A 13,078-nucleotide genomic window follows, 5' to 3' on the forward strand; every position below is an offset into this window, starting at 1 on the left:
ACCCGGCATCCAGGGCGCTGGTCCGTACCAGATCTACCCCGTGGCGCCCGGATCAGCACCCGACCGGCCCGACTCCGGCAGACTGCTTGAATGCGCATCGAACTCGCGACCGCCCCGGGTGATCCCCAACGCCCCAATGAGGACTATGCGTCAGTAGCGCTACCAGCGTCCGGGCACGGCGGAGCGCTGGTACTGCTGGACGGGGTCACCCCGCCCGAGGGGGAGGACGGCTGCGTACACGGGGTGCCGTGGTTCACCGCACGGCTCGGCGGGGCGCTTCTCGATCTGTCCGGTTCGCGGCGGGATATGCCTCTGGCGTCGTGTCTCTCCACCGCAATCGAACGAACCGCCGATACACACCGCGAGAGCTGTGACCTTTCTCACCAGCGCACCCCGCAGGCGACCGTGGTCGCCGCCCGCTGGGACGACCACCGGGTGGAATACCTGGTGCTCTCCGACTCCGTACTCCTGATCGAGGACGCGGCAGGCACCGTGTCGCCGGTGCTGGACGACCGGATCGACCGGCTGCGCGCCGCCGGCCGCCGGCTGGCCGAGCTGCGCAACACCGAGGACGGATTCTTCACCGCCGCAGCCGACCCCGCCGTCGCGGTCCGGGCGGTGACCGGCGTGCGCCCGCGCGCGGAGACCCGCGCCCTGGCCGCCCTGACCGACGGCGCCTCCCGCTGGGTGGAGGTGTTCGGCGCGGGCGACTGGACGGAGGCGTTCGCGGTGCTGCGCAAGGAGGGCCCGCAGGGGCTGATCGACAGGGTCCGGGCGGCCGAGAACGCGGACCCGGAGTCGGCCGGGGCCCCGTACGGGAAGATCCACGACGACGCGGCGGCGATCCTCGCGGAGCTCTGACCCCGCCGGCCCGCAGCGCTTCGCGCCTTCGCGGTTCACGCCGGCCGGGCCGGCCCGGCGCCCGGTGGCGCCGCCCCGGACCCGTCGCGCCGGGTTCACGCCGGACCCGGAGGCTGCTCCTCGGCCTCCTGGGCGCCGTTCAGCCGGTGCAGCAGCCGGGCCAGCTCGGCCACCTCGCTGCGCTCCCACGCCGCCAGCCGCCGCGCGTACTGCGCCCGCCGGGCCGTCCGGACCCGCCGGAAGCGCTCCCGGCCCTCGTCCGTCAGCTGCACCAGGAAGGCGCGCCCGTCCGCCGGATCCTGAGCCCGGGTCACCAGCCCCAGCGTCTCCAGGGCGCGCAACTGACGGCTCATCGTCGCCTTGCCGACCCCGAAATAGGCCGCCAGGTCCGTCGCCCGCTGCCGCCCGCCGTCCTCCAGACGCAGCAACAGCCCGTACGCCGCGGGTTCCAGATCGGGGTGCACCTCGCGGGCCATTTCCCCCGAGGACGCCCTGGCCCGGCGGAGAAATACCGCCAATTCGCGTTCGAGAGCCAGGAATGCGCGGTCCACACCCATGGAACCCTCGACGTGTGAGCCTCCCGGCCCGGGCGGCTCGATCCCGGTATTGTGCACGTCAGCGCCCTCTCCGGATTTTCAGCGATACGAAATTTTCCTTCAGTCGCGGTCGTCGCCGCAGCTGAGTCAGTATTTCGCAGGATTAGACCAACGGCAGCACCCGGACCCTCTTCTCCCCCGCTATCTACGCCCGTAGCGTCGAAGATGACATGGCCACACCAAAACCCTGGCCCAACCTCTCCCCCCTCGAGGCTCTCGGAGGCAAGCCATGCCTGTCCTCAGACCTGGATCCGCCCGGCGACCCGACCGGCGGTCCACCCGGCGCGCGCTGACCGCGATCGTCGCGACCCTCGCCGCGCTGCTGACCCTCTCCTTCGCCCTGTCCGGTACGGTCTCGGCCGCCGACCGGCGCCCGCTGCCCGGACCCGACGACCACTGGGCGGGCTCGCAGATCATCAAGCACGAAGGCGGCGCCCCCCGGGGCACCGGCACCGACGAGGACGCCGCCGCGGACCTCGCCTCGGTGGAAGGCGTCGACGTCAGCAGCCACAACGGAAACGTCGCCTGGTCGACCCTGTGGAACAGCGGCGTCCGGTTCGCCTATGTGAAGGCGACCGAGGGCACGACGTACGAGAACCCCTACTTCGCCCAGCAGTACAACGGGTCGTACAACGTCGGCATGATCCGCGGCTCGTACCACTTCGCACTGCCGAACGTCTCCAGCGGCGCCGCCCAGGCCAACTTCTTCGTCGACAACGGCGGCGGCTGGTCGCGGGACGGCAGGACGCTGCCCGGCGCGCTGGACATCGAGTACAACCCCTACGGCTCGACCTGCTACGGCAAGAGCCAGAGCGCCATGGTCAGCTGGCTGAAGGACTTCACCAACACCTACCGGGCACGCACCGGACGCGACCCGGTGATCTACACCTCCACCGGCTGGTGGAAGACCTGCACCGGCAACAGCGGCAGCTTCGGCAGCATCAACCCGCTGTGGATCCCGCGCTACGGCACCTCGGTCGGCGAACTCCCGGCCGGCTGGGGCTTCCACACCATCTGGCAGTACACCTCCACCGGCCCGACCGTGGGTGACCACGACCGCTTCAACGGGGCCTACGACCGGCTGCAGGCCCTCGCCTACGGCTGAGCCGCTCCTCCGCACCGAACCCCCCACACCGTCAGAGCGCCGCGCCTCCCCGGCGGGCATCGAGCCCACCGGGGAGGCGCGGCGCGCGGCCCGCGTCAGGCCGCCAGCGGGACCTCGCGCTCCACGGCCGCGGGCTGCAGCGCCAGCTGAAGCACCTGCCGGACGTCCGAGACCGGGTGGACGGAGAGCTTCTCCAGCACCTCGGCCGGGACGTCGTCCAGATCCGGCTCGTTCCGCTTGGGGATGATCACCTCGGTGATGCCCGCCCGGTGCGCGGCCAGCAGCTTCTGCTTGACCCCGCCGATCGGCAGCACCCGGCCGGTCAGCGAGACCTCACCGGTCATCGCCACCTCCGGCCGCACCTGACGGCCCGACAGCAGCGAGGCCAGCGCGGTCGTCATGGTGATGCCGGCGCTCGGACCGTCCTTGGGCACCGCGCCCGCCGGTACGTGCAGATGGATGCCGCGCTCCTTGAGATCGGCCACCGGCAGCTCCAGCTCCGCGCCGTGGCTGCGGAGGAAGGAGAGGGCGATCTGCGCGGACTCCTTCATCACATCGCCCAGCTGGCCGGTGAGGGTCAGCCCCGCGCCGCCGGTCTCCGGGTCGGCCAGCGACGCCTCGACGAAGAGCACATCGCCACCCGCGCCGGTGACCGCCAGGCCGGTGGCCACGCCCGGCACCGCGGTGCGCCGCTCGGCCGGGTCCTGCGCCGACTCCGGGGTGTGGTGCGGCCGCCCGATGAGCGGGCGCAGCTCGTCCACCCCGATGGTGGACGGCAGCTCGCGCTCGCCGAGCTCGGCCTCCGCCGCCACCTTGCGCAGCAGCCGCGCGAGGGAACGCTCCAGGGTGCGTACGCCCGCCTCGCGGGTGTACTCCCCGGCGAGCTTGCGCAGCGCGGCCTCCTCCACCACGACCTCGCCGGGCTCCAGGCCAGCCCGCTCCAGCTGGCGCGGGAGCAGGTGGCCACGGGCGATGGTGACCTTCTCGTCCTCGGTGTAGCCGTCGAGGCGGACCAGCTCCATCCGGTCCAGCAGGGCCTCGGGGATGGCCTCCAGGACGTTGGCGGTGGCCAGGAAGACCACGTCGGACAGGTCCAGTTCCACCTCCAGGTAGTGGTCCCGGAAGGTGTGGTTCTGCGCCGGGTCCAGGACCTCCAGCAGGGCGGCGGCCGGGTCGCCGCGGAAGTCCGAGCCGACCTTGTCGATCTCGTCGAGGAGGACGACCGGGTTCATCGAGCCGGCCTCCTTGACAGCCCGGACGATCCGGCCGGGCAGCGCGCCGACATAGGTGCGCCGGTGGCCGCGGATCTCCGCCTCGTCACGGACGCCGCCGAGCGCCACCCGGACGAACTTGCGCCCCATGGCGCGGGCCACGGACTCACCCAGCGAGGTCTTGCCGACGCCGGGCGGGCCGACCAGGGCCAGCACCGCGCCCCCGCGCCGCCCGCCGACCACGCCGAGCCCGCGGTCGGCGCGCCGCTTGCGCACCGCCAGGTACTCGGTGATGCGCTCCTTGACGTCCTCCAGGCCGGCGTGGTCGGCGTCCAGCACCGCCTTGGCGCCCTGGATGTCGTAGGCGTCCTCGGTCCGCTCCTGCCAGGGCAGCTCCAGCACGGTGTCGAGCCAGGTGCGGATCCAACCGCCCTCCGGGCTCTGGTCGCTGGCCCGCTCCAGCTTGTCGACCTCCTTCAGCGCCGCCTGGCGGACCTTCTCCGGCAGGTCGGCGGCCTCCACCCGAGCCCGGTAGTCATCGGACTCGTCCTCCGGATCGCCGTTGAGCTCCGCCAGCTCCTTGCGCACCGCCTCCAGCTGACGGCGCAGCAGGAACTCGCGCTGCTGCTTGTCGACGCCTTCCTGGACGTCCTTGGCGATCGACTCCGCCACGTCCTGCTCGGCGAGATGGTCGCTGAGCATGCGGACGGCGAGCTTGAGGCGGGCGACCGGGTCGGCGGTCTCCAGCAGCTCGATGCGCTGCTGGACGGTGAGGAAGGGGGAGTACCCGGAGTTGTCCGCGAGCTGCGAGACGTCGTCGATCTGCTGGACGCGGTCGACGACCTGCCAGGCGCCGCGCTTGCGGAGCCAGCTGGTGGCCAGGGCCTTGTACTCCTTGACCAGCTCGGTCACCGAACCGGGCAGCCCCGTCTGTGAATCGGGCGCAGTGGGGGTGACCTCCTCGATACGGGTGCCCTCCACCCAGAGCGCGGCACCGGGGCCGGTGGTCCCGGCGCCGATGCGCACCCGGCTCACGCCCCGGATGAGCGCGCCGGGGTCGCCGTCGGAGAGCCGGCCCACCTGCTCGACGGTGCCGAGCACGCCGACCGCCGTGTACGTCCCGTCGATGCGCGGCACGAGCAGCACCCGTGGCTTGCCGGTGCCACCCCGCGCGGCGGCCTGCGCGGCCTCCACCGCGGCGCGTACATCCGGGTCGGAAAGGTCCAGCGGCACCACCATGCCGGGCAGTACCACCTCGTCGTCGAGGGGCAGCACGGGCAGGGTGAGCGGTGTGGACGTCGAAGCCATGATCTCCCCTTCGGCAGGCAAGTTGAGCTATGCCGACTCAATGCTTCGGAGCCGCCTGATGTTCCCGAGGGCGTGTTCGCTCTGAGCGATCAACCGTGACGGGAGGGGAGACACAAAGCCGGGCGGTCGACGGCCGCCGAGGTCAGCGACCCGCCGCGCCCTGAGCGGCCGCACCCTGGGCGGCCGCGCGCCGGGCGGCCGTGCCGCGGACGTACGGCCAGCAGGCCAGGCCGGTGAGCAGGGCCAGCAGATGGCCCCAGTCGGTGAGGGGGTCGTTCAGCCGCACCAGGGCGACGGCCAGCACCGCCCCGACGGCGACGAGCAGCGGCAGCCGAGCGCGGGGGCGCAGCAGCGCGGCGAGGGCGGCGGTGCAGGCCAGCAGGCCGTAGCTGATGCCGTAGTCCAGCCTGCGCAGCGAGCTGCCGGGCAGATGCCCCACGGCGACGGAGACCGCGACCGGCAGCTCGGTGAGCATGGTGGCGGTGACATGACCGAGCAGGAAGACCCCGGCCGCGCGCAGCCCGCCCACGCGGCGCTCCAGTGCCCCGACCACCAGCACGAAGAGCGCGATGAACGGCAGGAACATCCCGCCCGCGACCCAGACGGCACTCGCCGGCAGCACCACCAGCGGCCGCTCGGCCAGATGCGAGACATCGGTACTCGATCCGTTCAGCGCGGAGTCCACCGTGCCCGGGTCGCCGAACCCCACGAAGAGCGAGGTGGCGATCAGCACCAGGGCGTAGCCGACGGCGAACGGCGTCGCGGCACAGGCGGCCGTCAACCGCGCCGGCACCCGGCCGGGGCGCGGCAGCCTCCACCGCCGGCGGGCCGCGCCCGCGCCCAGCTGCGGGGTGCCGGCATCCGGTGCGGTGGCGGCATGGCCGGGCGCGGTGGCGGCATGGCAGCGGGCGGTGGCCACCGCGGCCCTGGGGAGATCGCACGCCGCACGGGCCTCGCCAGCCGTGGCGCCGGTGGCCGCGCGCGAGGTGGTGCGCCATTCCGTGACCGTGCCGCTCATCGCTCCCCAGCTCCCTCCCGAGGCCGGCGCCCTTCCCGGGGCCGCCCCCTGACGAAGATCATCCCCACGGTCGACAATCGACCATGAAGCCGCACGGCGACGCATGACCGGTGTGTGATTGCTCTCACATCGCACAACCGATCAGCCGTCACACTCGTCCATGTACACCTCCCGGAGGTCATTCATGCACGCGCCGCACCAGATCGCCGCCGGTCACCAGCGGGTACCCCGGCCGGTGGTCCTCGATCGCAGGGACGGACCGCACGGCGAGGTGGTGCTGCGGCGGCGCGGCGAGGACCCCTCGGCGGTGTTCGAGATCATCGCCAACGGCTGCTTCCTGATGGACACCTCCGACGGCCGCTCGGAGCGGCTGCTGATCCGTGCCGCGCTGGAGGCGCTGCCCGCCGGCCGCCTGGCCCCCGCCGTGCTCATCGGCGGGCTGGGGGTGGGCTTCTCGCTGGCCGAGGCCGCCGCGGAGCCGCGCTGGGGCCGGATCGCGGTGGTCGAGCGCGAGCAGGCGGTCATCGACTGGCACCGCGACGGGCCGCTGTCGGCGGTGTCCGCCCGGGCCCTGACCGATCCGCGCGCCGAAATCATCCCGGCCGACCTGGTGACTTACGTCCATGAGACGAGCGACACCTACGACGCGCTGTGCCTGGACATCGACAACGGTCCCGGCTGGACCGTCACCGAGGACAACGGCGGCCTCTACTCCCCCGCCGGACTGGCCGCCTGCGCGGACCGGCTGTCACCCGGTGGAGTGCTCGCCGTGTGGTCCGCGCAGCCCTCGTCCGTGTTCGAGGAAGCCCTCCGGAATGCCGGGTTCACTGGGGTACGGACCGAAGAGATCCCTGTTGCCCGGGGTGTCCCGGACGTGGTCCACCTCGCGACTCGGGCTGCGTAGCCGAGCTACGCACGGTGCCTTTACGCTGCCTTCTTACGAAAGGCGGCCGGGGCACGTGACCAGGCCCGGGCCGCGGCAGCAAGGACGACGCAGGGGCGGGCGTATGGATCAGACTCACACCACCCAGAACGGCGCCGCCGCGACCACCCCGGGTGCGCAGCGCCGGGTCCTGGTCGTCGAGGACGATCCCACGATCGCGGAGGCCATCGCGGCCCGGCTGCGGGCCGAGGGCTTCCAGGTGCAGACCGCCGGCGACGGCCCGGCCGCGGTGGACACCGCGGAGGCGTGGCAGCCCGACCTGCTGGTGCTGGACGTGATGCTGCCGGGCTTCGACGGCCTGGAGGTGTGCCGGCGGGTGCAGGCCAGACGCCCGGTCCCGGTGCTGATGCTCACCGCGCGCGACGACGAGACCGACATGCTGGTCGGTCTCGGCGTCGGCGCGGACGACTACATGACCAAGCCGTTCTCCATGCGGGAGCTGGCGGCCCGGGTGCACGTCCTGCTGCGGCGGGTGGAGCGGGCCGCGCTGGCCGCGCACACCCCGCGCAGCGGCATCCTCCGCCTGGGTGAGCTGGAGATCGACCACGCGCAGCGCCGGGTGCGGGTCCGGGGCAGTGACGTGCACCTCACTCCGACCGAGTTCGACCTGCTGGTCTGCCTGGCCAACACCCCGCGCGCGGTGCTCTCCCGGGAGCAGCTGCTGGCCGAGGTGTGGGACTGGGCGGACGCCTCCGGCACCCGGACCGTGGACAGCCACATCAAGGCGCTGCGGCGCAAGATCGGCGCGGAGCGCATCCGTACGGTGCACGGCGTCGGCTACGCGCTGGAGACCCCCGCGGCATGAGGTCGGCATGAAGCCGGTGCCCTGGCGGGCCGCGTGGAGCCGGCTGTGGGAGGCGCTGCGGCCCATCGACCCGTTCCGCTCGGTGAAGGCCGCGCTCGGCGCGCTGGTGATCGGATCCGTGATCATCACCACCCTGCTGGTGTTCGTGGCCGTGCACTCCGACACCGAGCTGCGCATCATCACGGTCTTCTCCATCATCGCCTCGCTGCTGATCACGCAGTTCGTGGCGCACGGGCTGTCCGCCCCGCTGGACGAGATGACCGAGGTCACCCAGGCGATGGCGCACGGTGACTACACCCGGCGCGTGCGGGCCGCGGAGCGGCGGGACGAGTTCGGCGACCTGGCCACCGCCTTCAACCGCATGGCGGCCGACCTGGAGGCGGTGGACACCCACCGCAAGGAGCTGGTCGCCAATGTCTCGCACGAGCTGCGCACCCCGATCGCGGCGCTGCGGGCCGTGCTGGAGAACGTCGTGGACGGCGTCTCGGAGGCCGACCCGGAGACGATGCGGGTCGCGCTGCGCCAGACCCAGCGGCTGGGCCGGCTGGTCGAGCAGCTGCTGGACCTGTCCCGGCTGGACAACGGCGTGGTGCCGCTGCACGCCAGGCGCTTCGAGGTGTGGCCGTACCTGGCCGGGATCCTCAAGGAGGCGAGCATGGCCCGCAGCGCCGCCTCCGACGCCCGCTCGGGCGCCCATTCGCGCACGGACGTGCATCTGAAACTCGATGTCTTCCCGTCCGACCTGACCGCCCACGCGGACGCCGAGCGGCTGCACCAGGTGGTCGCCAACCTCATCGACAACGCGGTCAAGCACAGCCCCATGCACGGCCGGGTCACGCTGCGGGCCCGGCGCGGCGAGGGCCCGCAGAGCCTGGAGCTGGAGGTGCTGGACGAGGGCCCCGGCATCCCGGAGGCGGAGCGCTACCGGGTCTTCGAGCGCTTCAACCGGGGCGGGCCGAAGGCCAAGGGGCCGGGCGGGGACGGCGGCACCGGTCTGGGGCTGGCGATCGCCCGCTGGGCGGTCGATCTGCACGGCGGGCGCATCCGGGTGGCTGAATCCCCACGCGGATGCCGGATCAAGGTCAGCCTTCCGGGGACCGCTCGCGACCGGTGTTGACGTAGGGTCGGGGGCGGAAGCACACAGTGGGCGTGTGGGCGCTGCGCGGCGTCATCCGGCGTCGGCGGAACCAGGGGTGTTTCCCGCCAAGTCATACCCCGAAACCCGCCGATCAATGTGACTTGCGCGACGATGACCGGTGCGGCCTGCACGTAAGGTGCGGATAGGCGTAGCCTTTATTCCCGCTGTCCACCACCTTAGGAAGCGGAAGAGGGCGGTTGCCGCCGTGTCGCCACAGTCCCCCAACACCTCGAGCGTCTCGACCGAACAGGACGGGCAAGGGAAGAACCCTGCCGCCGCGTTCGGTGCCAATGAGTGGCTCGTCGACGAGATCTACCAGCAGTACCTCCAGGACCCGAACTCGGTCGACCGAGCCTGGTGGGACTTCTTCGCCGACTACAAGCCCGGCCAGGACACCAGCTCTGCGGTAGCCGCACCGCCGCAGGCAGGGGCCCAGGCTCCGGGCGTCGCCGCCGCGGACGCCGCCGAGACCCCGATCGTCCCGCCGGCCGCCGCGCCGAGCGCCCCGAAGCCGGCCGTCCAGGCCGCGCCCGCGGCGCAGGCCCCGGCCGCTCCGGCCGTCGCCCCCGCGGCGAAGCCGGCGGCTCCGGTGGCGGCGAAGCCCGCCGCGCAGGCGCCGGCCGCCCCGGCCGCGGCCGCGAAGAAGGCCGAGCCGGCCGCTGCGCCCACGTCCGCGGAGTTCATCACGCTGCGTGGCCCCGGTGCCGCCGTCGCGAAGAACATGAACGCCTCGCTGGAGATCCCCACGGCCACGTCCGTGCGCGCCGTCCCGGTGAAGCTGCTGTTCGACAACCGGATCGTCATCAACAACCACCTCAAGCGGGCCCGGGGCGGGAAGGTCTCCTTCACCCACCTCATCGGCTACGCCATGGTGCAGGCGATCAAGACCATGCCGTCGATGAACTGGTCCTTCGCGGAGAAGGACGGCAAGCCGACGCTGGTCAAGCCGCCGCACATCAACCTCGGCCTGGCCATCGACCTGGTCAAGCCCAACGGTGAGCGGCAGCTGGTCGTCGCGGCCATCAAGAAGGCCGAGACGCTCAACTTCTTCGAGTTCTGGCAGGCGTACGAGGACATCGTCCGCCGCGCCCGGGCCAACAAGCTCACCATGGACGACTTCACCGGGGTCACGGTCTCGCTGACCAACCCGGGTGGCATCGGCACCGTCCACTCGGTGCCCCGCCTGATGCCCGGCCAGTCGGTGATCATGGGCGTGGGCTCGATGGAGTACCCGGCCGAGTTCCAGGGCACCTCCCAGGACACCCTGAACAAGCTGGGCGTCTCCAAGGTCATGACGCTGACCTCGACCTACGACCACCGCACCATCCAGGGCGCCGCCTCCGGCGAGTTCCTGCGGATCGTCTCGAACCTCCTCCTCGGTGAGAACGGCTTCTACGACGACATCTTCGAGGCGCTGCGCATCCCCTACGAGCCGGTGCGCTGGCTGCGGGACATCGACGTCAGCCACGACGACGACGTCACCAAGGCGGCCCGGGTCTTCGACCTGATCCACTCCTACCGGGTCCGCGGCCACGTCATGGCCGACACCGACCCGCTGGAGTACCGCCAGCGCAAGCACCCCGACCTGGACATCGTCGAGCACGGCCTCACCCTGTGGGACCTGGAGCGCGAGTTCGCGGTCGGCGGCTTCGCCGGCAAGTCCATGATGAAGCTGCGCGACATCCTCGGCGTGCTGCGCGACTCGTACTGCCGCACCACCGGCATCGAGTTCATGCACATCCAGGACCCCAAGCAGCGCAAGTGGATCCAGGACCGGGTGGAGCGCCAGCACACCAGCCCGGAGCGCGACGAGCAGCTGCGGATCCTGCGCCGGCTCAACGCGGCCGAGGCGTTCGAAACCTTCCTGCAGACCAAGTACGTCGGTCAGAAGCGCTTCTCGCTGGAGGGCGGCGAGTCCGTCATCCCGCTGCTGGACGCGGTGATCGACGCGGCCGCCGAGTCCCGTCTGGACGAGGTCGTCATCGGCATGGCCCACCGCGGCCGGCTGAACGTCCTGGCCAACATCGTCGGCAAGTCCTACGCGCAGATCTTCCGGGAGTTCGAGGGCAACCTCGACCCGAAGTCGATGCACGGCTCCGGCGACGTGAAGTACCACCTGGGCGCCGAGGGCACCTTCACCGGTCTGGACGGCGAGCAGATCCAGGTCTCGCTGGTCGCCAACCCCTCCCACCTGGAGGCGGTGGACCCGGTCCTGGAGGGCGTCGCCCGCGCCAAGCAGGACATCATCGGCAAGGCGGGCACGGACTTCACCGTCCTGCCCATCGCGCTCCACGGCGACGCGGCCTTCGCGGGCCAGGGCGTGGTCGCGGAGACGCTGAACATGTCGCAGCTGCGCGGCTACCGCACCGGCGGCACCGTGCACATCGTGATCAACAACCAGGTCGGCTTCACCGCCGCCCCGACCGCGTCCCGCTCCTCGATGTACGCCACCGACGTGGCGCGCATGATCGAGGCGCCGATCTTCCACGTGAACGGTGACGACCCGGAGGCCGTGGTCCGCGTCGGACGACTCGCCTTCGAGTTCCGCCAGGCGTTCAACAAGGACGTGGTCATCGACCTCATCTGCTACCGCCGCCGCGGCCACAACGAGACCGACAACCCCGGTTTCACCCAGCCGCTGATGTACGACCTGATCGACAAGAAGCGCTCGGTGCGCAAGCTGTACACCGAGTCGCTGATCGGCCGGGGCGACATCACCCTGGAAGAGGCCGAGCAGGCGCTGCAGGACTTCCAGGGCCAGCTGGAGAAGGTCTTCACCGAGGTCCGCGAGGCCACCGCGCAGCCGGCCCCGGCCGAGGTGCCCGAGCCGCAGCCCAAGTTCCCGGTGGCCGTGCAGACCGCGGTCAGCGCGGAGGTCGTCAAGCGGATCGCCGAGTCCCAGGTCAACGTCCCCGAGCGGGTCACCGTGCACCCGCGGCTGCTGCCGCAGCTCCAGCGCCGTGCGGCGATGGTCGAGGACGGCACGATCGACTGGGGCATGGGCGAGACGCTCGCCATCGGTTCCCTGCTGATGGAGGGCACCCCGGTCCGGCTCGCCGGCCAGGACTCCCGCCGCGGCACCTTCGGCCAGCGCCACGCGGTGCTGGTGGACCGGGAGACCGGCGAGGACTACACCCCGCTGCTCTACCTGTCCGAGGACCAGGCCCGCTACACCGTCTACGACTCGCTGCTCAGCGAGTACGCGGCGATGGGCTTCGAGTACGGCTACTCCCTCGCCCGGCCGGACGCGCTGGTGATGTGGGAGGCCCAGTTCGGTGACTTCGTCAACGGCGCGCAGACCGTCGTGGACGAGTTCATCTCCTCGGCCGAGCAGAAGTGGAGCCAGCACTCCGGCGTCACCCTGCTGCTGCCGCACGGCTACGAGGGCCAGGGCCCGGACCACAGCTCCGCCCGCCCGGAGCGCTTCCTCCAGCTGTGCGCGCAGGACAACATGACGGTCGCCATGCCGACCCTGCCATCGAACTACTTCCACCTGCTGCGCTGGCAGGTGCACAACCCGCACCACAAGCCGCTGATCGTCTTCACCCCGAAGTCGATGCTCCGGCTCAAGGCCGCGGCCTCCAAGGCGGAGGAGTTCACCACGGGCGGGTTCCGGCCGGTCATCGGGGATGACAAGGTCGACCCGGCGGCGGTCCGCAAGGTCGTCTTCACCTCCGGCAAGGTCTACTACGACCTCGACGCCGAGCGGGACAAGCGCGGTGTGACCGACACGGCGATCATCCGGCTGGAGCGGCTGTACCCGCTGCCGGGTGCGGAGCTGCAGGCCGAGATCGCCAAGTACGAGAACGCGGCGAAGTTCGTGTGGGCCCAGGAGGAGCCGGCGAACCAGGGTGCCTGGCCGTTCATCGCGCTCAACCTGATCGACCACCTCGACCTGGCGGTCGGGGCGGACGTCCCGGCGGCCGACCGGCTGGTGCGGGTCTCCCGCCCGCACTCCTCCTCGCCGGCGGTCGGTTCCAACAAGCGCCACCAGGCCGAGCAGCAGGCCCTGGTCAGCGAGGTCTTCGACATCTGAGGCCGCTGACTCGGCCAGGCCGAGCGGGCATGTGAGACAAGGCCCGGTCCCGTACGC

Annotated in this window: 9 protein-coding genes; 6 read left to right on the forward strand and 3 right to left on the reverse strand. The window is 71.7% G+C overall.

What is annotated here, in order from left to right:
* Nucleotides 1–90: 90 nt before the first annotated feature.
* Nucleotides 91–861, forward strand: a complete 771-nt coding sequence (locus AC4BDD_RS08715) for a hypothetical protein (protein ID WP_490690404.1) — start codon at nucleotides 91–93, stop codon at nucleotides 859–861.
* A 95-nt stretch (nucleotides 862–956) separates the two neighbouring features.
* On the opposite strand, the gene AC4BDD_RS08720 is transcribed toward AC4BDD_RS08715, so the two are convergent.
* Nucleotides 957–1,418, reverse strand: a complete 462-nt coding sequence (locus AC4BDD_RS08720) for a MarR family winged helix-turn-helix transcriptional regulator (protein ID WP_490691712.1) — start codon at nucleotides 1,416–1,418, stop codon at nucleotides 957–959.
* A 268-nt stretch (nucleotides 1,419–1,686) separates the two neighbouring features.
* Here AC4BDD_RS08720 and AC4BDD_RS08725 point away from each other — a divergent pair, with 268 nt between their 5' ends.
* Complete coding sequence (locus AC4BDD_RS08725) at nucleotides 1,687–2,562, forward strand: lysozyme (protein WP_490690405.1); 876 nt, start codon at nucleotides 1,687–1,689, stop codon at nucleotides 2,560–2,562.
* A gap of 95 nt (nucleotides 2,563–2,657) precedes the next feature.
* On the opposite strand, the gene lon is transcribed toward AC4BDD_RS08725, so the two are convergent.
* Both lon and AC4BDD_RS08735 read right to left on the reverse strand, forming a co-directional pair.
* A complete protein-coding gene (gene lon / locus AC4BDD_RS08730; protein WP_490690406.1) occupies nucleotides 2,658–5,081 on the reverse strand; it encodes an endopeptidase La in 2,424 nt (807 codons plus the stop codon).
* Nucleotides 5,082–5,223: 142 nt separating this feature from the next.
* Complete coding sequence (locus tag AC4BDD_RS08735) at nucleotides 5,224–6,099, reverse strand: rhomboid-like protein (protein ID WP_490690407.1); 876 nt, start codon at nucleotides 6,097–6,099, stop codon at nucleotides 5,224–5,226.
* Nucleotides 6,100–6,283: 184 nt separating this feature from the next.
* On the opposite strand from AC4BDD_RS08735, the gene AC4BDD_RS08740 reads away from it, so the two are divergent.
* The 4 genes from AC4BDD_RS08740 (at nucleotide 6,284) to AC4BDD_RS08755 (ending at nucleotide 13,021) form a co-directional block, all read left to right on the forward strand.
* Nucleotides 6,284–7,003 (forward strand): spermidine synthase family protein, encoded by a 720-nt coding sequence (locus AC4BDD_RS08740; RefSeq protein ID WP_490690408.1) that lies wholly within the window; start codon nucleotides 6,284–6,286, stop codon nucleotides 7,001–7,003.
* A gap of 103 nt (nucleotides 7,004–7,106) precedes the next feature.
* Entirely contained in the window at nucleotides 7,107–7,847 is a 741-nt protein-coding gene (locus AC4BDD_RS08745; RefSeq protein ID WP_490690409.1) for a response regulator transcription factor, read from the forward strand.
* 7 nt (nucleotides 7,848–7,854) lie between these two features.
* A complete protein-coding gene (locus tag AC4BDD_RS08750) occupies nucleotides 7,855–8,964 on the forward strand; it encodes a HAMP domain-containing sensor histidine kinase (RefSeq protein WP_490690410.1) in 1,110 nt (369 codons plus the stop codon).
* 226 nt (nucleotides 8,965–9,190) lie between these two features.
* Entirely contained in the window at nucleotides 9,191–13,021 is a 3,831-nt protein-coding gene (locus tag AC4BDD_RS08755; RefSeq protein ID WP_490690411.1) for a multifunctional oxoglutarate decarboxylase/oxoglutarate dehydrogenase thiamine pyrophosphate-binding subunit/dihydrolipoyllysine-residue succinyltransferase subunit, read from the forward strand.
* The last annotated feature ends 57 nt before the right edge of the window (nucleotides 13,022–13,078 follow it).

The sequence above is a fragment of the Streptomyces sp. JLBT605 genome (genome assembly GCF_058215555.1).

What these genes read in the sequence shown, in the direction of transcription:
- AC4BDD_RS08735 (WP_490690407.1), bottom strand. Translation starts at nt 6,099, where the DNA reads ATGAGCGGCACGGTCACGGAATGGCGCACCACCTCGCGCGCGGCCACC.
- AC4BDD_RS08745 (WP_490690409.1), top strand. Translation starts at nt 7,107, where the DNA reads ATGGATCAGACTCACACCACCCAGAACGGCGCCGCCGCGACCACCCCG.
- AC4BDD_RS08750 (WP_490690410.1), top strand. Translation starts at nt 7,855, where the DNA reads ATGAAGCCGGTGCCCTGGCGGGCCGCGTGGAGCCGGCTGTGGGAGGCG.
- AC4BDD_RS08740 (WP_490690408.1), top strand. Translation starts at nt 6,284, where the DNA reads ATGCACGCGCCGCACCAGATCGCCGCCGGTCACCAGCGGGTACCCCGG.
- AC4BDD_RS08720 (WP_490691712.1), bottom strand. Translation starts at nt 1,418, where the DNA reads ATGGGTGTGGACCGCGCATTCCTGGCTCTCGAACGCGAATTGGCGGTA.
- AC4BDD_RS08715 (WP_490690404.1), top strand. Translation starts at nt 91, where the DNA reads ATGCGCATCGAACTCGCGACCGCCCCGGGTGATCCCCAACGCCCCAAT.
- lon (WP_490690406.1), bottom strand. Translation starts at nt 5,081, where the DNA reads ATGGCTTCGACGTCCACACCGCTCACCCTGCCCGTGCTGCCCCTCGAC.
- AC4BDD_RS08725 (WP_490690405.1), top strand. Translation starts at nt 1,687, where the DNA reads ATGCCTGTCCTCAGACCTGGATCCGCCCGGCGACCCGACCGGCGGTCC.